Genomic DNA, 22,206 nt, shown 5'->3' on the forward strand with positions numbered 1-22,206 from the left:
CGCCTGCCCCCGCTGAGAAGCCCCCCTCGGACTCCGGCGCAGCCCCCACGCATCTGTCCCACCCCCACGCGAAGCGCAGTCGGCTATTACGCCGTAATAGCCCCCGCCCCCACCGCCCTCCGTACGGCCACCCTCCGCACCCACCGACCGGCCCACCGACCGGCCCACCGAGTGCCTCCCGCTCGTCGGGCCCTCGTCGCCGTCCCCTATTACGCCGTAATAGCCCTCGGGCCCCCCGACTCGAGCGGCCCGCACGCCCGCACCGTCTCCACGCGGGGTGCGCCTATGTCCTGGGGCGGCGGAAACGGCGGTGCGTCGGGGCGGCGCTCCGGGCAGCATGGCGAGGTGAGCGACCTGCTGGGGGATGACGTGAAGTGCCTCTTCGACCCGGACTTGATGGGGTCGTTGCCACTGCCTAATCCCTCTCCAGGAAGGAAGGCGCTCGCCGCGAATCAATGAGCTCGAACTCCGGGCCGCCGGGGCGAGACCGGACGGCCGGGTGGCCCACGGTCGGGAAGGTGCTGCCGTCGCCGACCGCTACCACGGGGCGTGCCCCGGTCCTGGCGCCGACTCCCGGTATCGACGTCCGGACCCTGGACAGAGAGCGTGCCTCCCGGAGCTCCTCGATCCGCCCGGTGAGGGGGAGGAAGTCGTGCCGGACCCAAAGGCCGGAGGCTCCATTGCGGAGCTGACGACGACGGTGACGGGGGCTGATGGCTATTACGGCGTAATAGTTCTCGGGAAAGCGGAAGGGGCCGGCAGCAGTGCCGACCCCTTCTTGATGGTGTCCTCGGTTCAGCCGACCCGAGCAGCGGCCTGCTTGGCGGCGGAGCGCGCGAGCTCTTCGAACCGTGCGGGATCCCGGTCGATCGCCTTGGTGTTCAGGAACTCCAGGAGGCTGAAGAAGACCTCGTCGGACTCGATCTTCGTGTCCAGGAGCATGGCGAGCGATCCGGGTTCGTCGTAGGGCACCTTGCGCGCACGGTCGCTGGAGGCGGTGACGTCGTCGGTCGAACTCGTCGGCGATGAGTCCGCGCGCGGTTCCGGAACGGCCTGCTTCGGCGACTCCTCTGCTGCGGTCGGCGCGGAGGGGTCGATCGCCTCGGCTGGTCCGTCTCCTATTACGTCGTAATAGTCCTCGCCCTCCGCGTCTTCCCGGTGCACCAGCATCGGGGCGGTCGCCGGGCCAGGCGCGGGCGGCTTGGCCGAGGGGCCCTCCTCTATTACGCCGTAATAGCCCTCGTGCTCGGGGACGCCGTGGCCCGTGTCCTTCGCAGCGGCGCCCTGGTCGTTCGAGGCCGAGTCCCTCGACGCACTCCCCTCTATTACGCCGTAATAGCCGGGGGCCTCCTCGCTCGGCGCCGGCTGTGCGCGCGGGGGCTCGCGCCGGTCCTCCTCCTTGCGAGCCCGCTCGTCCTTCAGTCGCCGAAGTGCCGCCTCCTGCTCATCGACCGGCTTGCCGGCGACCGCACGCAGCAGGTCGATGGGCTCCACCCCGATCCGGCTCTGGAGTTCCGGCGTGAGCTTGAGCAGGGCGAGCCGCTGCGACACCCAACCCTGGGACCGGTGGAGCCGCTTGGCCAGAGCCGTCTGGCTGCCGTGGATGGTCAGCAGCCGCTCCAGAGCACGGGCCTCGTCCAGCTCGTTCAGATCCTGCCGGTGGATGTTGGCGACCAGCGCGGATTCGAGCAGCTCCTCGGAGTTGCTGCCCTGATCGTCACTGACCATCACCTTGATGGTCGGAAGCTGCGCCTCACGGGCGGCGGCGAGCCGGCTGCTGCCGTCGATGACGACATAGGTGGTGTCGGCTTCGAGGTCGGTTTCGCGCTCGGGGTTGACCTTGATGTAGGCGTCTCGGTTCATGACCGTGATCGCCTGCTTCTGGCCGTGGGTCTTCAGGCTGCCCGCCAGGTCGGTGAGGTCACCGAGGCTCGACCGGGGGTTGTCCGGGTTCAGGCTGATGCGGTGCGGCGGGAGCTCGCCGGGCGGGGCGACGCCGTCGGTGGGCACACCGGTGGCGGCCGCGACGGCCTGGCGGCGCGCGCTGACCGGACGTACTCCCCCGCCGAAACGGCCGGCGCCGAGCTGGTCGGCCTTGCTCATGCGATCTCCCGGGCCAGTGCGCGCATGCCGATCGCCTGCTGGGACTTGGGGGCGTAGGACAGCAGAGGCCGCTTCATCCGGACGGCTTCCTTCTGTTCCTTGAGGTCGCCGATCAGCCCGACGACCCGCGGGTCCTTTATGTCGATCCACCCTTGGAGCGAGGAGGTGGCGATGAAGCCGCGGCGGGAGTCGTAGAGGTTGACGACGATGCCGAGGTAGTCGATGTCGATCTGGAGGTCGCCGCGCAGGTCGTCGATCTGTGTGGTGAGCAGCTCGTAGGCGTCGGCGGAACTGTCCTCGGCCTGGACGACGATGAGTGCCCCGGACTGTCCCGGCTTCTCTCCGTCGCGGCGGCGGCCGTAGTACGCGGCGGCGTCCATGCTCAGGCCGAGGCTCGGCGGGCAGTCGACGAGGATCACGTCGTAGTCGGCTTCCAGCGGGGAGAGGGCGCGCTCCAGTGCCGCTTCCCTGGCGCGTACGGCGGACAGCCGGACGTCGAGCAGGAAGGCGTCGTTGCAGGCTGGAAGGAGGTGAAGCCGGCCTCCGAAGGTCTCCTCGTCGATGGAGACGATCAGGTCGCGGAGGTCGCCCTTGGGGTCGCCGGCCATGTGGTTGGTGAGGCTGTCCCCGTTCATGGGAAGGGGAGCCCCGCCGAGCTGGTTGGTGAGGTGGCACTGCGGGTCGAAGTCGACGAGCAGCACGCGCAGCCCGAGGCCCGGCAGGTTCTCGATGTCCAGCGGGTCGGTGGCGGGAGGTTCGTCACCTGCGTCGGCGTCGCTCGCCCGCAGAGCCTGCGCGAGAGCCTTGGCCACCCGAACCGAGTGCAGGCTGTTGGCGTCCTCGGAGAGCGCCTCGCCGAGACCGGCGGTGATCGCGGTCTTGCCGACGCCGCCCTTCTGGTTGCAGACGATGATGCGACGGGTGACCTCGGGACGCTCGACATCCGGCGCGGGGTTGGAGTCGAGCCACAACTGGACGGACTGGGCCAGTCCCTGGATGAGGGAGACCCGGCGGTCCGTGGCGAGCAGCCGGAACTCTTCCCACTGGCCTGGCGGCAGGAAAGTGGCGAAGGAGTCGGCGCCCGAGGTGTCGACGGACGGGGGAGTGGAGGCGAGGGCGCACCAGTCTCGGATGCCCTGCTCGACGGCTGCCTGGATCTCGATGCCGTGTTGGGCGGCTCGAACCTTGAGGTTCTGCCGGAGCCATCCCGGCAGTTTGGAGACGACCTTCTCGCGGTCGCTGGAGGTGGCTGGCGAACTCATGGTGACACCTTACTAACGTTCAAGATCGTTGCAAGCATCGACACGTTAGTTAGCGGGTTCCTGAGGGCCAATCAGAGGCCAACCAGGACCGCTGGGACCTATTACGCCGTAATAGCCGCCCCTTGGATCGAGGCGACGCGGCACCTATTACGCCGTAATAGCTCGCCGCGACCGGCCACCGACACGGCGCCGCCGGAGCACCGGCGAACCGCCTGCCGGCCACCCTGAAGGCGGTCGGCTATGACGCCGTAATAGCTGGACCCGCCGAGCCCGAACAAGGACGCCGAGCGACGCCTCGAGATGGCGGCCGCGACAGGAGGCGCCGATCACGGCAGACCGCCTGTCCGTATCGGCCGGGGGCCAGACGCATCCGTGGCGGCCCTCCCCATGCCGCTGAGAGGGTTCTCCGATTCCGTGACGGCCCCTGGGCAGCGAAACCGTCAGACTCGCGGTCGGCGCCACAGCACCCGTGAGTCTCATGCGCGCCTCAAGAGCGATCCGATACGCGATTCGAGGTGATATCCAGCGTGCGATTCGGGATAGGATGGTCGAGGAGGTCGTTGCATGCCCACCGAGAACGAGCTGTTCAGCGCCGTCGACGCACTGCTGGAGCAGGTCACCCGGGAAGACCTGCCGCCGGTCGCGGAGCGCAAACGCCTACGTGAGGCGGCCGGCCTCACCCAGACCCAGGTCGGGGCCGCCCTCGGCACGCGCCGCGAGACCGTCGCGAGCTGGGAGTCGGGCAGGAACGAACCCCGCCCCCCGCAGCGCGCCGCCTACGCCCGCCTGCTGGAAAAGCTGGCTGACCGCTTCCCGGTCCCGGAAGCGCCCTCCGCCCCCACCGCGCCGCAGCCGGTGACGGAGCGCCCGGCTGCGGCACCCGAGACGCCGGCACCCGCACCCGGCCCGGTTACACCCCCCAGGACATCACCGACCCGACGCCCGAAACAGCACGCCGCCCTCCCCGCACCCGCCGCCCCGACGGCCGGCGGCGCCTACCCGCACGGCCCGCTCCTCGTCCTCGACGCCGGCCCGGACCGTCACATCACCGGCTACGGCACCGGCGGCCTGATCCTGGACGTACCGGCCAAGTCTCTCCCCGCGCTGGTGGAGTGGACACTGAAAGAAGGTCAGCTCGGCGCGGAGAGGCTGAACGCGTCCGGAAAGGACGCCGACCCGCTGCTCGTGCTCACTCCGGCCGCGTGCGAGCGGTACGGCCTGCCGGTCCAGCTCTCCGAAGAGGACCGGCTCGCCGGCCGCCTCCCGGACACCCACAAGGTCCTCAAGCAGCTCGACCGCGCCGAGTGGCGGCTCACCAAGCGCGGATTCGGGCCCTGGGCCAGGATCTACCGCCCGGCGCAGGGCGGCCGGCGGCAGTGCGTGCAGCTGTGCATCCCGTCCTGGCACGCCCTCGACGACCGGGCCTGGGGTCACGCCGCACAGCTGCCACCTGCGGAACTCGCCCGGGTCCTGGGGACGTTCGCGCGGCGGGTGATGACTCCGGTCGGCTCCACCGCCGTGACGGGCCTAGAGCTCATGACGGCCCTCAACCCGCCGATCCGCGCCGGCGAGCCGGACGCCGACGGCCGGCGCCGCTCCCAGCACCGGCCCGGCTCACTCGGCAGGGCACCGATGGACCCGGCTCCCTGCGAGGCGCCCGACGGCCACCCCGTCCTCAAGGACCTGCCCCGCTTCCACGTACGCGGCCCCGCCGAGAAGCTCTTCGAGGAGGCGTACGACTGGGCCCGCGAACTCACCGATGACGAGTGCATGAAGCGTCACCTGGTCGGCATCGACGTCAACCTCGCCTTCGGCGCGGCCGCCAACGGCGCCGTCGTCGGCCTCGCGACACCCCCCGAGCACGTCACCAACCCTGCCTTCGACCCGATGCTGCCCGGGGCATGGCTGGTCGACCTCTCCGGCGTCGACCTCTCCCAGGTCCTGATCGGCCGGCAGCGACACCGGCTCCACGGCCACCTGCTGCCCAGCCCGTTCACTCCGACCGGCGAACGTCCGGCGGGTCCGGCCTGGTACGCCACCCCGACCGTGGCGTACGCGATGGAACTGGGCTACGAGGTGGCCCCCTTGGAGGCGTGGGTGCGCCGCGAGAGCGGCCGGTTCCTGGATGGCTGGTACAAGCGGCTGCGCGACGCCTACGTCCACACCATGGCCGAGCTGGGTGTCGCCGAGAAGCTGCCCCCGGCCGAGTTCCTGACCGCGATGGACGGCTACAAGAGCCGTGACCGTGAGCTGGGCATCGTCGTGGACGCGGTGAAGATGACCGTCAAGGGCGGCATCGGCAAGCTGCGGGAAAAGGCCCGCGGCGGAGGCTGGAAGCCAGGGCAGGCCTGGCCAGCTCTGTCCCGGCCGACGTGGCGGCCCGACATCCGCGCGGTCGTGATCTCCCGGGCCCGGATCAGCATGCATCGCAAGATGCTGCACCTGGCCGCGGCCACCGGCCGGTACCCGGTCGCGGTTCTGTCGGACTGCGCCGTGTACGCCGCCGACGGGCCCGGCCCGCTGGACGTCCTGCCCTACAACGCCGACGGCAAGACCGTGCCCGGCTCCTTCCGGCTCGGCGTCTCCCCAGGGATGGTCAAGCACGAGGGCACCCAAAGCGTGCTGTGGGGCGCCGAGGTACAGGAGCAGCTCAACGCCGACGGCAAGATCGCCAACCTCGCCCGCTACATCAAGACCGGCGAGATCACCGCCAAGGACAGCGGAGAGTAGGGGACAGGGCCGATGGCAGACGTCGGGGAAGAGCTCGAGAAGGCGGTGGAGGGCGCGTTCACACGCCCCGTTCCCAAGTCCGCCGGAGCCCAGATGCGCTATCTCGTCAAGCAGTTCAAGGGCAGCACCAAGCAGGTCGCCCTGCTGCTCGGCATCACCCAGCGGACCGTCGAGCGGTACGTGAAGGACCAGATCAAGAGACCCCGGCCCGACCTCGCCGCCCGTATGGAGCGTGAAGTGCGTCGCCGCTGGCAGCCCCAGATCCGCGCCAGGGCCAAGAAGGCCGCGTCCACCACCGACGGCATCATGATCGACACGCGCGCCCGCTTCGGCTTCACCGCAGCCCCCGGAACCACCGACGACGCCCGCCTGCGCCATCTCACCCTGGCCCTGCCACCTGAGCACGCCGCCCGGCTCTTCGACGCCCAGGAAGCCGGCGCCACCGAGCAGCAGCTCCAGCAGATCGCGGCCGAGGCCCTGGGAGAGGTCTATTTCCGCGACAGCGGCCGCCGCGCCCACGGCCTGGAGGTCGAGTTCACGGACCTCGAACACGTGGAGTTCGAGCTCTGACCAGCGCCCGTGCAGAACTCTCCTGCCGGGACCTGTAGCAACTCGGGTGCGGCTCACAGCACCCACACCCGGGTGCCGGAACCGGTCGGCAGGGGAGCGCGCGTTACGTGGGACATCCCGGGGGTGGCGGGGCAGCGTGGTACCAGGGGCCTTCGCCGGCCCCTGGACCCCGCTGCCCCACCACTTTCCGGCGCGAAGCCGTTTCGTCGTGGCCCGGGCCCGTACGCGCCGGAAAGCGGTGGGTACGGGCCCGGGCTTGACGGCAGTCACCAGGCGCCCTCCCACACTGCGGATCCACTATCAGGCGCGGACCACAAGGGGTGACCCGTCCAAGGGCTGAGGCTGGTGGGGCGAGCGGTCGGTATCCGATGCGGAGGAGCAGAGGGTGCACGGACACACTCACGGCGGGCCTGTTGCACAAGGTAAGAGAGCGCAGCCGTAAAAGCGCCTCTGAACTGCGGAAATGCATCGAACAACCACGACCGTGGGAACTGCCAGGCAGTTCCTGTGGCCGTAGAGGGCGATCCTAGGAACCGTGTGCACGGTTCCCTCGGACGCAGTACCACGATCCAGGAACAGCACACCACGACTGACCGAACTGCCATAGCGGTCAGGAGAACTGCCACCACGTCTGTAGGAACTGGGCACCACGTTCCTACGACAGCGGCAGATTGACGTCACGTACATGACTCGGGCCTGAGAAGCCGAATAGTGGACGGGGCGATTCCGTAGCGTGGCGACAGAAGACGCGGCCGACAGGCGGAGTTGATTGACTTCCTGCTCATGTACGTTAAGTTCATCTGGTCGGCCTCGCGGCCGTCCTTCATGAGCCACCAATCAACCCCCGTGCACGGAGGGCCCCGTTGGGAGCAGTACGCAGACTGGTCGACGCCGACACGGGCGAGCCGGTCCCCTATGCGCCGTACGCCTTTTCCGGCCGGCACACACAGGTCGACAAGGCACGTGTCGAGGCCATCACCGAATCCAAGGCGTTCACGCCCAGTCAGAAGTTCCTCGTCCTCTGGTGGATCGGCGTGTCACCCGAAGGCATGGAGCCGCTGAGGGCCACTGGAGCGGACATCGGCAAGCGCGTGGGGATGTCGACCGACGCCGTGGGAAAGATCAACCGAAAGCTCGCGAAGCACCGGATCCTGATCGTTCGCGGACGCATCGGCAACTACAACTTCTACCGGATCAGCCCGTACATCGCGTTTCACGGGACCGGACTTGAACAACGTGAAGCAGTGAAGACGTGCAACCCGCCGAACATCCCCGGCTTCGATGACAACGTCCCTGCTCGGTGGGAGGCCCAGTGAACACCACTGACGACAAGCGGAAGAACCTCGAGCTGCTCGAGAAGACCGCCGGCATGACCGCCAACCAGCGTCTCGTCGTCATGCTCTACGCCCTGCACCCCACCGACCGCTCCGGCGCAATCCTCGAGACCGCGGCCAACCTGGCCAAGCTCGTCGGCATGGCCCCTCCCGTCTTCTCCCGCACCCGCAAGCAGGTCATCGAAGCCGGCTGGCTGGAGGAGACCGAGCGCATCGGCCACATCAAGTACTACCGCCTCGACCCCAAGCGCATGGGGGAGAACGTGGTCGTACCCCTGCGCCGCGCGACATGACGTCCTGAGGACCGCACCTCATTGACGTGACGTACATGAGGAGCGGTTCTGAGAACGTGGCTGATTTACATCTGGTGCACATGTGCACCAGGTCCGAAGCACTGCGCCGTGTCACCGCAGGCTCAGCCAAGCGGAAGGAGATCAGGCCGAGCAGTATGGGAAGGACGTCGTCAAAACGGCCCAGCTGCGGCAGCGACTCCAACGGCGATAGCGGTCGTACGACACCCCCGGGCCACGACAGATCACAGCGCTACGCACCGGATGGCGCAGTCATCTCCGACGCTCTGCGATCCCGTACGCGTCGACATCTGCGGACGACGACCGGGGTCCTCGGCGCACCAGTCAGCGGACGGCCCTGCGCAGGCCGAGGACGCGAACCAGGCAGCGCAGAACTGACTGCAGAAAGCGGAAGCGTACGAAGAGGCGTCCTTCGCGCACGACCAACCGGTCACGGCGGAGCCCACCCCGGCAGTTGAGCGCCGCCTCGTGACCGAAAGCCACCGCCGTGGGGCACCGGAATCACAAGACTTCGCCTCCTCGCTCCGGTCCAAGCGCTGGACGCCAAGCATCAGGCCGTCGCGATCGCGGCCCGCCTGATGCACCGCGGCGGACTCCTGCCAGGCACTGGCCGCGGTCAGGCTCGAGTGAGCGGGGTAGCCGTACCGGCCGCAGGGAGGCTGCCCGGAAGGCCTGGATGCTTCCGAACCCGCCTCCCTCTGCCGAACCCGCCGGGCTCGCACCCCCGTCGCGCCCGTCATCCGTCATGGCCGTCGTGCCGCCGCAGGCCACACCCGCTGCCAACTCAGAGTCCCTCAGCCGGCCGACCCGCCCTGCTCGTGTGCGAGAGGATCACCGCACCCGGCTTCGTGGTGGCCGGACAGCGCAGGGCGGTTTAGAGCTCGTTGATGCTCCAGGCGAGAGCGCCAGTCGTGCCCTTCGACCCGACGACGTCGATGTGGACCGGCCCGTGCCCCTTGATTCGCTGCTGGACCACGGCCTGGTCACAGGGGATCACCGCGTCGGCGCCCGACTTCTTGGGGACGACGGTCAGCAACGCGCGTCCCTGGCCGACGCAGGCGAGCACGAGCCGATAGGCCTTGCCCTCGCGAAGCACAGGACGCGTATGAATACCGTCCTTTACACGCTCCGACCCGCCTTCCAGCAGGGCTCCGCCGGGCACGCTTGCCACAACGGCGGTGGCGCGTTTGATCAGCTGGCCGTCCGGCGTGGAACTCGGTCCTGGAGGTGAGATGGTGCCCGACCTTGAGGGGTAGGGTTTGGCGTTGGTGTGGTCGTCGGAACTCTGGCTGCACGAGCTGAGAAGCAGGATCGACACGGCTGCGGCGGTGCAGGCCGGTGCGGCCAATCGGTTGCGCGCAGTGCTCATGAGGAGGTCTCCCAGTACTTCCAGCTAGCGGAGCCGACGGCATGCACTACGCATCTACGTAGGTCAGTGGTGCGACATGGGCCACTTGCAGAGCGTATGGCACCCCGCTCATCGAGACCGCCGTCGTCCTCCAACGCCGCCTGCGGCGCACACGCGACGATAACGATCACGGTCCGGTCGCCCTGCCAGGCAGGGAGAGACCGCCGAGTGCCGCGAGCTCGCCGCGGCACCCCACGTGGCCCTGCTACGGAGGCGTGTGACTGCTCATAGACCCTGTGCGTGCCCTCCTGCCAGGCTTGCGTGCATGCCACACATCAGTCGCGTCGGTGCCGTCGATATTGAGTACAGCCACTTCCCGGTGGGGGAGCTGTGGGAGTCGGGATTCGAGCGCAGGGAGGCCAAGCCAGACTTACGGACGGAGGAACCGGTCGTCGTCGCTCCGGGGCAGATCGTCGTGACGTCGCGGGTCCAGGAACATCGTGCGCCGGTCGTCTTGGCTGTCAATGACCGAGCGGACGAGGCGCCAGGACCAGCTTGGGTTCTGCTGACTTCAGTGGACTACCAGCCGATTTACACGGGGCGCATGGCCGCCTTCGACACCATGAACGGCACGGCCGGCGGCGCCACAGCGCCCGTCGAGGTCTTCGGTCGGCACGCTGAGCCGGGTGAGCCCATTGTCGATCTCGACCCGGCCCGCACGTACCGGGTGCAGGTGTGGGCGCAGGGCCGGGCCGATGCCCGCGAACGGTTCGACTCCGCGGCGCAGCGCGAGGAACGGGACAGTGCGGACGTGTTCGAGAGCTATGTGATCGTGTTCGTCCCCTCGGGCACGCAGGAGCCGCCGCAACCCGGCCGGGTGGAGGGCCGACGGGAGCGCCTTGCCCGCCAGCACGGAAAGCCGCCGCTCAACACGCGCTGACGTGCACGGTCGCTCGTCGGGAGGGAGAGGCGGCGCGGCGCCGGCTCCCCCTCCCGGCCGGCGAATGCCGGTTACTTCACATAGATTCCGTACGCGTTGTTGTGCAGGATCCGGTCACTGCCGTACCAGTTGCCGAGCTCGCGGCCCGCCTGTTCGTTCTCCTTGCCCGGCACGTAGCGGACGGAGAAGTTGTTGTCGCCCAGGCCGGCGCCTTCCTTGGTGGATGCGAAGGGGAACTCGTCGCACTGGTGGCTGTCGTCGGGGCGGCTCAGGCCCCGGCACGCGGCGTCCTTGGCGTTGCGGTTCTTCCGCGTCGTCTCTGCTGCGTCAGCGTCGTATCTGGTCCAGTTGCGGTGCAGGGGGCGCCAGTTGCCGTTCCAGATGTCGCCCGGAATGACCTTGCCCGCCTTGGTGGGATAGGTCGTCTGCGGCTTGTTAAGCGCGTCGTAGATGTGCTTCGCGACGCCCTCGGTGTCGTTCTGGGCCCGGTCGTAGAAGAACGACGGAGTGACACGATCGAAGATCACTCCCGCGTCGTAGAAGTTGCTGCCGAGGGACTTCGAGGAGTCGAAGCGCATGCCGTTGGAGGGACCGTCGCTCCACGGCGTCGTGGCACCGCCGCCGGTGACCTTCCAGTGGTGGTTGTACACGCAGGTCGCGATGTCGTCCGGACCGGTGCCGCTGCCCTTGGCCGACACCAGGCCGTAGGCGATGTACTCGTCCCGCCAGTCACCGACGGTCGTGGTGAACGGGTTCGAGGAGATGTCGGCCACCTTGCAGGAACTGGCGGAGGGCCAGCCCGCCTGGGTGACTTGGAAGCTCATCAGCGCGGAGTCGTTGAACTTACCGGAAGCCACGACCTGGTCCGTGTGGATCTCGACGGTCGCGTCGCGCATGTTGTCGGAGCCGGTACCGATTTCCGTTTCGCGGAACCGGACCATGCCTTCGACCCCGCCCTGCCCGTTGAGCTTGACGGCGGTGTTGTAGCCCCAGCGGCAGAAGCTGAAGTGGTTGATGATTTTCCCGGCGTCGTCGTGCGCGTCCGCCATAGCCCGGCACTGTTCCTTGGTCAGGGCGCTGGCGGCGCGCAGCCGTTGACCGGCCGCAGCGTCGCCGGGCTCGGCAACGTAGGTCTCGCCGCTCTCCTGGGCGATCTGCTGCTCGTCGGCTTCGCTGGACGGGGACGGCGCCTGCGGTGTCTCTGTGTCGGGCAGCGTTTCCACCTTGGCGGCGGAGCGTTGCCTGGCAAGGTCCGTCCTGTAGTCGGTGCCGAGCGGCAGTTCGATCGGCTTGCTGGACCGGATCCAGACGATCCGCTCCTGCTGGCTGGCCGGATGGCCGGCGGCCTGGGCGCCGGTTCCGGTGAGTAACGCGGTGAGGCTGGCGATGCCTATGGCTGCGGCGGTTAAGCCTCTGCTGGTACGCAAGGCGGCTGTCCTCCCATGTCTTGTGAACGGGAACATCACCCCATCAGGCATCGAACAAATGAACTATGGCTGAGGTCACCGTTTACGAGGACGAGCACAGGATCGGTCAATCTGCCCCCGCTAAGGGCTACTTCGCAACGCGCCGGATCTGTCTCGATCGATGCACCCACGAGCGGAGGCGAAGCTGCTGTGGTGAGCCTGTTCGGCGAGACATGCAGGCAGGACTCACGCACGCCATCGCGGAGCGCGTCAGCCCACTCCTCCCGTGGGGCGCGGGACCCCGCGAGTACAGGGATGCATGACGGAGAAGGGTATTACCAAATAGGCCGAAAGCATCATGCGGGCGGCGTTTGTCATGCAAGGCGCTCATGCCATGGCAGCCGCAGTGATCATCCTGATCCGAGGGGACGTGGAAGTCGACTGGGACGCGACCGTGATCGTGGCGTCGGCCCGTTGCCGTGCTTGCCCACGAGGAGCGCAAGGCGGCCCGACGTGACCGATGGCCAGCCCGACTTCGACGTCCCCGTCCGCCTCTTCCAGGACGTTGAGGACCTCAAAGCTCAACTCGCGCAGCCCACCGCCCAGCTGAGGACGCTCACCGAGACCGCCGGAACCGGCCCGGGCGACACACCGGTCGACGGCAGGGAGGAGCCGGACGGCCCCGACGCCGGCGGAGGAGGAGGCCGAGTACCCGCCGTTCATCCTGCTGCTCGACCCGCCGCAGTACGACGAGGAACTCCGCGCCCTGGTCGAGTGGGTGGAAGGTGTCCTCGTGCCCGGCTACCTTGCCGAGCCCAGCAGTGACGCGCGCTGGTGTCACCTGTGGCTTGAGTACCCCGTGGCCGTCGCCCGCCTGCATGCTGCATGGCTGGCCTGGCAAGAGCTGACCGACCCCGCGACCTGTGGATACACCGGCCCCACCTCGACCCCTGCATGCGAGAGCTGCGCGCCTCCGGCGGTCCCTGCGCCGGAGGCACCAAGCGCGAACACGAAGGTCATCCACCGGATGCCGGGCCTCGCGCCCAGCGCTTGGCGCACGGCCGACGGCTGAAGAAGGACCGTGATCATGCTGGATGGTGTTCCATGTGGAATATCGCGGCGTCGATACTCCCTACCAGGAGGGATTCCGTCACCGCAAAGCGCCTGTCTCCCTACTGGGAGGGATTATCGGGGCTGGTTTGACGGTTATCTAGAGGTCGCTGACTCGCGTAGCTACATGGAATTGGCTGCATCAGCATTGCCGGGTTTCCCCCGGGGGTGGTTCCCCTGGGGCCTGAGGGGTGGTTCCCTTGGGGCCCCGGTGCTCTTAGGTGAAGCCCCGCCCAACGGCGGGGCTTCACCTATGTCAGGACCAGCGTCGCGCAGGGCGGTCAGGTGTGCTGACAAGCGCGGTACGCCGAAGTGAGCCTTTGTCAGTTCCTCGCGCGCAACGGAAGATTGATGTGTTCCCGGATTATCGTCGCGCTGTCGCCATGCCGTAGGATTTTTCGCTAAGCCGATAGGGGCCCCTCACCAAGGCTCGCGACTACCGGTGCAGTCAATTCCGTTTCTCGCGGGAGGGCTTGGGCTAACCACCCACGGCCCTCTCGCGAGACCTGGCTGACGTAAGTCAGTAAGGAGACTCGCCTTGAGCATGAACCTGACCATCTCGGTCATCTTTCTTGGCACGCTTGCCGTGGCCTGCTGCGCGGTTTTTCGCCTGTCCAGCACTCCGGCCCGCATCGTCGCCGTCATCCTGGCGGTGGCGACGCTGGTCGGTGCACTGAAGCCCATCGTGGCCACGCTGACCGACTCGCGAGGGTCGCAGATCCAGACGGTAGCGCCGAACGCTGTCGCCTCCAGCGCCTCGGCGTCGACGCCCCCGACGGCGCACCCTTCGACCGTCCCGACGCGGCCGGCGCAGTCCAGCGCCGAGGGGCTGTGATGGACGCGGCGACCTCTACGGGCAAGTTCGTCGCAGATCGTGGACGGCGCGTGCGGCACCCGAGGGCTCGGGCCGTCGACAAGCTCTTCCGCAGTGACGAGCACGTGCCGGGTTGGTCCCAGGTGTCGAAGCTCGCGGTGTCGAGCATGTTCGAGCAGAGCACGCTGCGGCACGGGCCGGTCGACACGCGTCTCTTCCTGACCGGCAGCCAGATCTACAACGTCGTCTTCGTTACGTCCGGCAGCGTCAGGGAGGAGTACGCCGACGGGAAGGTCCGACTGTGGGGTGAAGGGGCTGTGCTCGGCTACTGGTACGAGTCGAGTGATGCTCTCCCCCCTTCTCGCGGCTACTCGTTGACGAGTGGGACTGCGGTGATCAGCATCGCGCCCGATGCCCTGCGGATGCTGATGCTTCAGCATTCCGACCTTGCACTCGGTGTGATGCACCTGATCACCGCCCATCACCGGGTGACCGAGGACGTGTACGGCGTCTGCAAGGAGAGCCCTGCTTCCCGGGTAGCCCGGCTCCTGCTGTACCTGTCGCAGGCTTCCCTTGCGGAAGGCCCGGTGATCAGGACCAGGTCCCGGGAGGACGGGAAGTCGGTAGTCCGGCCCATTCCCGGGGGGATCGTCGAGGGGCCGACCCAGGCCGACATCGCGGACGCCCTGGGCCTTGCGCGAGCGACGGTAGAGAAGATCATCGCGAGCTTCCGCGCCGAGGGCGTCCTGTGGAAGCCCTCTCCGGGAGAGCGGCGGCGGAACCGGGTCTATGAGATTCAGGATCGCACCCTGCTGGAAGAGATCGCGGGTAGACGGAGCTGGTATTGAGGGAGCGGGTCCCGGCCCACCTCGTGGTAGTCGGGGCCCGCCGCCCTTGCTGGAAGCCCTACTCCGCCGCTACAGCCCCTCGAAGGGGTCGAATCCCAGTAGTTCGATCTTGTCCCGTCGGGCCGACTCCTTGGGGCGCCACTGCATGCTGGCCGGGTAGAGCAGGCGCAGGCCGGCCGCCGGGGGAGCGGCCATGTACTCGGCCCGGGGCAGCCGCTGAGGTGCGGGCACTGCTCCAACACGCGTCTGCAGTACCGGCAGAGGAGACCCCGCACCTGCCCCGTCTGGTGGTCGTGGTCGACCATCGCTCCGGGGTACAGCCCGCACTGGTGGCAGTCGGGGCCGAGCGCCTCGACCAAGGCGGCCCGCAGACGCCGGATCGACGCGGTGCGAGCCGGCGGTAGCGGCCACAGGTGGAGCAGCGTGTACCGGCCGCCGGCGCAGCGGAGGCCGCGGCCGACGCCACCTGGGTCCACAGCCGGGCCGACAGGGTGCACGGCCCACTCGGAGGTGACGGAGCGCCAGGCCGTGTCGGCCGGCGCTAGGCCGCCCTTCCACTCCGCCGGGCCGTTCTCGGTCTCGACCCAGCAGCAGTGCTGCTTATGGCTCCAGCCTGCGCGCTCTAGGTGGAAGCGGCCGTCGTCGCCCGGGAGCGCGAGCGTTCTGCCCGTAGGTCCGGGCGGGGCCATCGGTGTGTGGCAGGGCTGATTCGCGGCGTCCCGCACCAGGTCTTCCACCCCGGCAGGGCCACGTTCCGTGTAGAGCCAGAGCAGCTGAGCGCGTCGATATCGGGGCGGTCGTCAAGAGTCGACACAATGCAGATGGCGACCTCCGGCACTGACAGCGGGACGGGGCCTCGCGCAAGTCTCGAACGCCCGTGCCCATGTGGCGGGTATTGCGCCAGTTGCCAGCGAAAGACCTACCGGTACGGCCGCGGCGGATTCCCCCTCTGTCAGTGGTGTCGCCGCCCCTGTGAAGGAGGAGTGGGGCCCGTGCGCTTCGACAGCGTCCGCACCTAAGTCCCGCCTTCGTTGTGCCGACACAACAGCGGTGCCTGATGGCCCGGAATCCGTTGACTCGGCACAACGTTCGGCGGGTCGCCCCCAATGCGGTCCGAGGAGCATGCCCGTAGCGGCGCAACCCCCTCACTGGGTGACGATCAGAGCCACGACCGCAGTCAGGGCCGTCGCGCTGTCCATAGGCCGGGATCGCGATTTGTGTCAGAACGGCTGCCCGGCATCTCTGCGCTGCCGACCCTGTGCGGCTGATGACGGACGGCGGTTGGCCGGTTTGTGACCGACGTGAGCCCTGAGTGCCTGTGAGCTGGCGTTTCATGCTGCGCTTCGGCATCCCACGTAGTGGTGGTTTCCGCGTGGAGGCACTGGTTCCGCGTGGGTGGGTCAGGGCTGAATGGAGGCGGGGCCGGGGCCGGCAGGCACGCTCCGCCCGATGTCGCGCACTCTCGACGCATCACCCCATCCGGAAGGACTTCTTGGTGGACCAGCTGGCATTGCGCCCGTACCGCCTGGCCGTAGCACCGACCGTGCGGCGCGTGTCCATCGTGGCGCGGCTGTACGGGTATCCACCGGACCACAACGCCGGTGGCTTCGGTGGTGGCGTAGACGCGCAGCAGCCGTGGTTGATCGGGGATGGCGGGCGGCTCCCTGGCGGCCCTGAGCAGGCCGCTGATGCGATGGATGGCATGCATCATGCGGGCGCGTTCGCGGTGGCTGACGCCCGCGCAACGACCGGCCGGCCATAGCAGGAGCAGGGCGCCCCGGCAGGTGGCGGGTCCGAAAACGGGCGCGCGGCCATGCAGAACCGGTAGTGCTGGGCGGCGGCTGCGCGCGGATGGCGACGGGCCGGCTCTTCCAGACCGGCGACCCGCACCAGCCGCTCCTCGCGTACGGCGTCGGCTGCCGGGTCCGGGGGCATGCAGCGACCATGGCGCGGGGCGGTCCGCCGCTCACCTCGCCCGGAGTCGCACCGGCAACCGCTCCAGCCCGCTGACCACGATCGACTCCACCGGCACCGCCGGGCCCGTCTGCTCCACGCTCCCCACGGCCGTCAGCAGTTCATCGAAGAAGACACGCATCTCCGCACGGGCCAGCATGCTGCCGATGCAGAAGTGCTCGCCCGCGCCCAGAGCGAGATGACGGTTGGGCCGGCGCGTGATGTCGAAACGGTCGGGATCGTCGAAGACGCGCTCGTCGCGGTTGGCGGACGGCAGCCACACCGCGACACGCTCTCCCGCCCGGAGCTGTCGGCCATGCAGGACGACGGGCTCGGTGACCGTGCGCAGGACATGGGTGGCACTCGACGTATAGCGCAGGACCTCCTCGACCGCCGCGGGCAGCAGATCCCGGTCGGCGCGCAGCGACTCCCAGGCGTCCGGATGGTCGAGGAACACCTGCATGCCACTGGACACGGCCAGCCTTACGTTCTCGGTGCCGCCGACGAGGAGGTTGTCGCAGTTGAGGAGGACGTCCTCCTCGCAGAGGAGCTCACCGTCGATCTCCCCCGTCACCAGAGCACTGACCAGGTCGTCCTCGGGTTCGGCCATGCGCCGGTACATCAGCTCGGTGAAGTACTGCAGGATCTCCTGGTGCGCGGCCCTGCGGGCCTCCGGGTCCCCGGCCGCGAACGCCTTGCTGGCCAGGGAGAACAGCAGCTCCTGCTCCGTGGCCGGCACACCCATGAGGCGGCAGATGACGTACAGCGGAAGCCGCGCCGCGATGTCGGTGACGAAGTCGCACTCCGTGCGCTCCACCGCGCGGGCCAGTACGGCGCGCACCGCGTCCCGCATGGCGTCCTCCAGCGCACGCACCGAACGGGTGGTGAACCAGTCGGCGACGAGTGAGCGCAGCGCCTTGTGCCGGGGCGGGTCGGTGAGCGCCAGGGTGCGGCCGCCGCCAGGGTCGGCGCCATGGGTGACGGGGCGCAGCACGATGCCCTGGGCCGAGCTGAAGACCCGGGCGTCCCGGGACACGGCACGGATGTCGTCGTACCTGGTCAGTGACCAGAACCCCGGGTAGAGCCCGGGCTCGTGCCAGTGCACCGGATCGCGTTCGCGCATCCAGCGCCACACGGCGTGCGGGCCGGCGGTCGCGTGGAACCGGGGATCGAGCAGATGTGTCGTCTCAGGAACCGTGATGGTCACGACCGGGCCCTTCGCGGGAGTATGCGGACGGAGTCGGCGAGGCCTTTGAGGAGGTCGTGGGCCAGGGCGTGGGAGACGGCGTCCGGGCGGTAGTTGACCACCAGACGCAGCCTTCCGTCGGCCAGCGGCCAGACCTCCGTCTGGACCTCGAGGGGGATGTCGAAGTACGGCGGGCGCAGGAAGCGGGTCGTGAGACCGTCGAGTGCCAGGTCGGGAGTGGCGTTGTCCTGCAGGACGAACAGCGTCTGGAAGAGCGGGGACCGGCTGCCGCGGGGCGGGTTCACCAGACGGACGACCTCGCCGAACGACACGTCCTGGGCGGCGAAGGACCCGGCCACGGCGCGGGCGGCTGCGGCGAGGGCGCCGGCTTCGTCGCCGAGGGCCTCACCGCGCAGCCGGACGCAGGCCATGTCGATGTGGCAGCCGACAGCGGACTCCAGCCGACTGTGGTGGCGCTGGGCCACAGGAACGCCCACGGCGAAGTCGTTGCAGCCGGTCAAGGCCGCCAGCAGGCGGCCGTAGCAGGACAGCAGGACGACGAACCGGGTGACGCCCGCCTCGGCGGCCGTCGTGTCCAGCCGGGCGACGTCCCGGGCATCCAGGACCGTGTCGCAGCGGCCCGGCGGGGCCGGTCGTGCCATGGCCGGTGCACCGGGCCAGCGCAGGGCGGGAACGTCCCGCAACTGGGCTGCGAGCCAGTCCCGTTGCCGGTCGGTGTCGGCGAGTGCCAGGCGGGCGGTGCGCAGAGCGTGGGTCTGCGCAACCGTGGGAGCGGGCAGCGGGGCCGGAGTGTCCGCGGTCCCGCGCAGGGCGTTGTACGCCTTGGCCAGGTCGGTCGCCAGGACCGCCTCCGACCAGCCGTCGAAGGCGATGTGGTGGACGACGCAGCCGAGGACGGCGCCGTGCCCGGACTCCAGCGGCACCAGGACGACCCGCCAGATGTCCGCCTCGGCCAGTTCCAGGGGCTCGCCCAGCACCTCACGCAGGGCGGAGACCGCCGCCTCGGCGTTCGGCGCGGCGGGCAGCATCTCCAGCACGGGCGCGGGCACGTCGACCGGGCGGGCGACGGGTTCGGGGTCCATCAGATAGACGCACCGGAGCACCTCGTGGCGCCGGTGCACGCGGTCGACCGCCGCCTCCAGGACATCCAGGTCCAACTCGCCCTCGACCGACCAGACCACGGGGCAGTGCGCGGTGCGGTCCGTCGGATCGAACAGGTGGCGGGTGAGGTAGACCGTCTGCATCGGGGTGAGCGGTACGTCACCCGTTGGGGTGGCGGCCGGCCCGGCGGCCGGCTGGGAGGTGTGCAGCCACTGCGCGAGGGCCCGCGCGGACGGGTGCTGGTAGAACGCCGAGACCGGCACCGGACGCCCGAGTTCCGCGGCCAGCCGGGCACAGACCCGCCCCATGTCCAAGGAGGTACCGCCGAGTGCGGTGAACGGCGTGTCCAGGGATACGCCCCCAGTGCCCAGCACGGAGGCGACCGTGCTGACGACCGCGTGGAGGAGGGGGTCGGACGCATCCGGCGCCGCCACCGCGGCGGCCGGTGCCGCGGGGCCGGGCCGCGCCAACCGCAGCAACGCGCCCTCGTCCACCTTGCCGTTGGCGGTCACGGGAAAGGACGCGACACCGATCAGGACTTCCGGGCACTGGTACCGCACCAGCAGCGGGCGCAGTTCGTCCAGGGCGCCGTCCAGCGGGTCCCCGGGGTCGGCGGGCACGCAGGCGGCTACCAGACCGCGGGCCGTACCCGCCTCGTCACGGCGTACGACCACCCGGCAGCTGCTGACCGCAGGCAGCAGCTGCTCGATCTGCCGCTCGACCTCGGCCGGTTCGATCCGGTGGCCGTGGAGTTTCACCTGTCGGTCCTTGCGGCCGCGATAGTGCAGGACTCCGTCCTCGTCCAGGTGGCCCAGGTCTCCGGTGCGGTAGACGCGTACGGGCCGCCCGTCCAGACGCAGGTGCGGGAACCTCTCCTCGGTCAGTGCGGGGTCGCCCAGGTAGCCGAGCGCGAGCCCGTCACCTGCGACGCAGATCTCGCCGTCGACGATGTGGACGGTGGTGCCCGGGACGGGCCGGCCGACGGGGATGCCGTCGGGCAGGTCGCAGTCGGCCTCGGTGATCCGGTGCGTCGTGACGAACACCGTGCTCTCCACCGGCCCGTAGCCGTTGATGAGCGCGATGCCGGGATGGCGCCGCAGGAAGGCCCGCACATGGGGCACGGAGAGCCGCTCGCCGCCGGTCATGACCTGGTGCAGTCCCGTGAAGGCCTCCAGGTCCTCGTCCACGATCATGTTGAACAGGCCGGCCGTGAGCCACACGGTTCCGACGCCGTGCGTGCCCACGCCGTCGCGCAGGACCTGTGCGGTCGGATACGGCTCGTCCACGACGAGGGAGGTGCCGCCGTTGTGGAGCGCGCCCCACAGCTCCAGGCAGAAGGCGTCCCAGGGGACCGCGGCCGCCAGGGGGATCACGGTGCCGGGGGTGAACCGGGCGAAGGTGCCGGGCCGCATGAGCCGGGTGGTCGCGATGTGCGGGACGACGACGCCCTTGGGACGGCCGGTGGTGCCGGAGGTGAAGAAGACACAGGCGGCTGCCGTGGCGGGCACCTCGGCCGGCCGGAAGCCGGGGGACTGCCCGGCCGGCCCCGCGGCGGTCGCGTCGGGAACGGACCAGACGGGTGCCCCGAGGTCCGGCGCCGGTACGCCGCGCCCGGTCACGAGGACCGGCGCGGCGAGCTGCGCGACGACTTCCCGGTGCCGGCGGCCGGGCCAGGCGGGGTCCAGCAGGGCGTAGGCGGCGCCGGTCTTGAGTACGGCGAGGACGGCCACGACCAGTTCCGCGCTGCGCGGGAGCAGCACCGGGACCAGCGAGCCGGGGCCGACGCCCCGGCTCGCCAGGGACGCCGCCCACAGGTCGGCGGTGCCGTCCAGCTCGGCGTAGGTCAGGGTCCGGTCCCCGTGCACCACCGCGAGGGCCGAGGGCCGCTCCTCGGCGTGCCGGCGGACCGCCGCGTGCAGGGTCTGCGCGTCCCCGGCGGATGTCACGACGCCGCCCCGCTCGCGACGACCTCGTGCAAGGCCCGGCCGAACGCGTCGATCTCTTCCAGGGTGTTGTAGTAGTGCACGGAGGCGCGGACGGCCGTGTCCACACCACGCTGCGCCATGTAGAGCGGCGTGTGATTGCCGACGATCTTCCACGCGTTGATCCCTCGCTCGGCGAGGCCGCGGCGGATCCGGTCGGCCGGCAGACCGGGGTGACGGAAGGAGACGATGCCGGACTGGACCTCCCCGGGGGCGATCAGTTCGATGCCGGGCGTCCGGGCCACGGTGGAACGCAGCGCCTGGAACTGCTCCTTGTGCTCGAACGGGGTGCCCGACTCGTGCAGGGCGAGGGCGGCGTTCAGTCCGGCCACCGCCGCGCTGGTGCGTTCGGCAAGCTCCAGGGTGCGGGCGCCGGTGCCGGTGACGCGGTAACCGGTGGCCGAGTCCACATGCGCCACGTGCAGGTCGTGGAAGTCTGTCGCCAGCGCCTGCCGCAGCTCGGGCGCCACGTACGCGAACCCGGTGCCGCGCGGGCCGCGCAGGAACTTGCGTCCGGCCCCGGTGAGCAGCTGGCATCCGATGCGGGCCACGTCCACGGGGACCTGGCCGATCGACTGGCAGGCGTCCACGGCGTAGAAGCACCGGTGGGGCGCGAGGATGCGGCCGATCTCCTCGACGGGGTTGACGATGCCGCACCCGGACGGGATGTGGGTCACCGACACCAGGGCCACCCGGTCGGAGATGGAGCGGGCCATCCAGTCCAGGTCGAGGTCGCCGCCCGGCAATGTCGGGATGACCTCGATGCGGCATCCGGTGCGGTCCCGCAGGGAGAACAGAGAGATGAGGTTGCCCGCGTACTCGTACGGCGTCACCCAGACCGTGTCCGAGGGGCCGAGCCGCAACCGGGGCACCACCGCGCACCAGGCCCGGGTCGCGCTGTCGAACAGGGCGACGTCCTCGACGGGGGCGCCCACCACCCGGGCGAGCCGCTGGTAGATCTCCCCCTGCAGGACGTCGTCGAGGAACTCCTCGGTCTCGTAACAGCCGGTTGCCGCCTCCCGTTCGATACATGCCGTCATTGCCGCCCGGACGGTCTCGGGCATCAGACCGGCTCCGGCCGTGTTCAGATGGATCAGCCGGCGTTGCGTGCCGTCCGTGTCGTGCGGTGTCCGTCCACCATGCATGCTTGGTCCACCCCGTTCTGGTGTCTTCGGTGATCGATTGCG

General features: G+C 69.5%; 17 protein-coding genes and 1 pseudogene. 9 read left to right on the forward strand and 9 right to left on the reverse strand.

Annotation, left to right across the window (positions count from 1 at the left end):
- Window positions 1-795: 795 nt before the first annotated feature.
- Window positions 796-2,103, reverse strand: a complete 1,308-nt coding sequence (locus BLW57_RS40125) for a ParB/RepB/Spo0J family partition protein (protein WP_093481249.1) — start codon at window positions 2,101-2,103, stop codon at window positions 796-798.
- Window positions 2,100-3,365: a ParA family protein gene (locus BLW57_RS40130; RefSeq protein ID WP_093481250.1), complete on the reverse strand. Its 1,266-nt coding sequence runs from the start codon at window positions 3,363-3,365 to the stop codon at window positions 2,100-2,102. Before BLW57_RS40130 ends, BLW57_RS40125 begins: the two co-directional genes overlap by 4 nt.
- Before the next feature lie 564 nt (window positions 3,366-3,929).
- Between BLW57_RS40130 and BLW57_RS40135 the strand changes: the two genes are divergently transcribed.
- From BLW57_RS40135 to BLW57_RS40150, 4 genes are all read left to right on the forward strand, one after another.
- Complete coding sequence (locus tag BLW57_RS40135; protein ID WP_093481251.1) at window positions 3,930-6,095, forward strand: telomere-associated protein Tap; 2,166 nt, start codon at window positions 3,930-3,932, stop codon at window positions 6,093-6,095.
- Between the two features lie 12 nt (window positions 6,096-6,107).
- Window positions 6,108-6,665, forward strand: coding sequence for a telomere-protecting terminal protein Tpg (locus BLW57_RS40140; RefSeq protein ID WP_093481252.1), 558 nt, complete (start codon window positions 6,108-6,110; stop codon window positions 6,663-6,665).
- A gap of 863 nt (window positions 6,666-7,528) precedes the next feature.
- Window positions 7,529-7,981: a MarR family transcriptional regulator gene (locus tag BLW57_RS40145; RefSeq protein WP_073901547.1), complete on the forward strand. Its 453-nt coding sequence runs from the start codon at window positions 7,529-7,531 to the stop codon at window positions 7,979-7,981.
- Between the two features lie 53 nt (window positions 7,982-8,034).
- Window positions 8,035-8,292, forward strand: coding sequence for a replication initiation protein, RepL2 (locus BLW57_RS40150; protein WP_073901763.1), 258 nt, complete (start codon window positions 8,035-8,037; stop codon window positions 8,290-8,292).
- An 892-nt stretch (window positions 8,293-9,184) separates the two neighbouring features.
- Here BLW57_RS40150 and BLW57_RS42840 read toward each other — a convergent pair.
- Entirely contained in the window at window positions 9,185-9,679 is a 495-nt protein-coding gene (locus BLW57_RS42840) for a hypothetical protein (protein WP_256339896.1), read from the reverse strand.
- A 304-nt stretch (window positions 9,680-9,983) separates the two neighbouring features.
- On the opposite strand from BLW57_RS42840, the gene BLW57_RS40160 reads away from it, so the two are divergent.
- Entirely contained in the window at window positions 9,984-10,598 is a 615-nt protein-coding gene (locus BLW57_RS40160) for a hypothetical protein (protein ID WP_093481253.1), read from the forward strand.
- A 71-nt stretch (window positions 10,599-10,669) separates the two neighbouring features.
- Here the strand turns inward: BLW57_RS40160 and BLW57_RS40165 are convergent, their stop codons facing one another.
- Complete coding sequence (locus BLW57_RS40165; protein WP_093481254.1) at window positions 10,670-12,076, reverse strand: NucA/NucB deoxyribonuclease domain-containing protein; 1,407 nt, start codon at window positions 12,074-12,076, stop codon at window positions 10,670-10,672.
- A 721-nt stretch (window positions 12,077-12,797) separates the two neighbouring features.
- Here BLW57_RS40165 and BLW57_RS42845 point away from each other — a divergent pair.
- The 3 genes from BLW57_RS42845 (at window position 12,798) to BLW57_RS40185 (ending at window position 14,776) form a co-directional block, all read left to right on the forward strand.
- Window positions 12,798-13,076 carry a DUF4913 domain-containing protein gene (locus tag BLW57_RS42845; protein ID WP_256339897.1) on the forward strand — a complete coding sequence of 93 codons (279 nt, stop codon included), beginning with the start codon at window positions 12,798-12,800 and terminating at the stop codon, window positions 13,074-13,076.
- 582 nt (window positions 13,077-13,658) lie between these two features.
- The gene (locus BLW57_RS40180; RefSeq protein WP_143051672.1) at window positions 13,659-13,949 is read left to right on the forward strand and encodes a hypothetical protein; all 291 of its coding nucleotides are present in this window, start codon (window positions 13,659-13,661) and stop codon (window positions 13,947-13,949) included.
- Window positions 13,949-14,776 (forward strand): Crp/Fnr family transcriptional regulator, encoded by an 828-nt coding sequence (locus tag BLW57_RS40185; protein ID WP_101377129.1) that lies wholly within the window; start codon window positions 13,949-13,951, stop codon window positions 14,774-14,776. The genes BLW57_RS40180 and BLW57_RS40185 overlap by 1 nt, the downstream gene beginning before the upstream one ends.
- A 69-nt stretch (window positions 14,777-14,845) precedes the next feature.
- Here the strand turns inward: BLW57_RS40185 and BLW57_RS42850 are convergent, their stop codons facing one another.
- Window positions 14,846-15,007 (reverse strand): hypothetical protein, encoded by a 162-nt coding sequence (locus tag BLW57_RS42850; RefSeq protein WP_256339898.1) that lies wholly within the window; start codon window positions 15,005-15,007, stop codon window positions 14,846-14,848.
- 59 nt (window positions 15,008-15,066) lie between these two features.
- A pseudogene (locus BLW57_RS43255) lies at window positions 15,067-15,465 on the reverse strand (hypothetical protein); the annotation flags it as partial.
- Window positions 15,466-16,271: 806 nt separating this feature from the next.
- Between BLW57_RS43255 and BLW57_RS41060 the strand changes: the two are divergent.
- Complete coding sequence (locus tag BLW57_RS41060) at window positions 16,272-16,538, forward strand: hypothetical protein (protein ID WP_093481259.1); 267 nt, start codon at window positions 16,272-16,274, stop codon at window positions 16,536-16,538.
- A gap of 204 nt (window positions 16,539-16,742) precedes the next feature.
- Here BLW57_RS41060 and BLW57_RS40200 read toward each other — a convergent pair whose 3' ends face one another.
- From BLW57_RS40200 to BLW57_RS40210, 3 genes are read right to left on the reverse strand one after another with little or no spacing between them, the layout of a single operon-like run.
- A complete protein-coding gene (locus BLW57_RS40200) occupies window positions 16,743-17,936 on the reverse strand; it encodes a cytochrome P450 (protein ID WP_256339899.1) in 1,194 nt (397 codons plus the stop codon).
- Entirely contained in the window at window positions 17,933-20,983 is a 3,051-nt protein-coding gene (locus BLW57_RS40205; RefSeq protein WP_093481260.1) for an AMP-binding protein, read from the reverse strand. Before BLW57_RS40205 ends, BLW57_RS40200 begins: the two co-directional genes overlap by 4 nt.
- Window positions 20,980-22,164: an aminotransferase class V-fold PLP-dependent enzyme gene (locus tag BLW57_RS40210; RefSeq protein ID WP_093481261.1), complete on the reverse strand. Its 1,185-nt coding sequence runs from the start codon at window positions 22,162-22,164 to the stop codon at window positions 20,980-20,982. The genes BLW57_RS40205 and BLW57_RS40210 overlap by 4 nt, the downstream gene beginning before the upstream one ends.
- Window positions 22,165-22,206: the final 42 nt, after the last annotated feature.

This window comes from Streptomyces sp. 1222.5 (assembly GCF_900105245.1).
GTDB classification, from domain to species: Bacteria; Actinomycetota; Actinomycetes; order Streptomycetales; family Streptomycetaceae; genus Streptomyces; species Streptomyces albidocamelliae.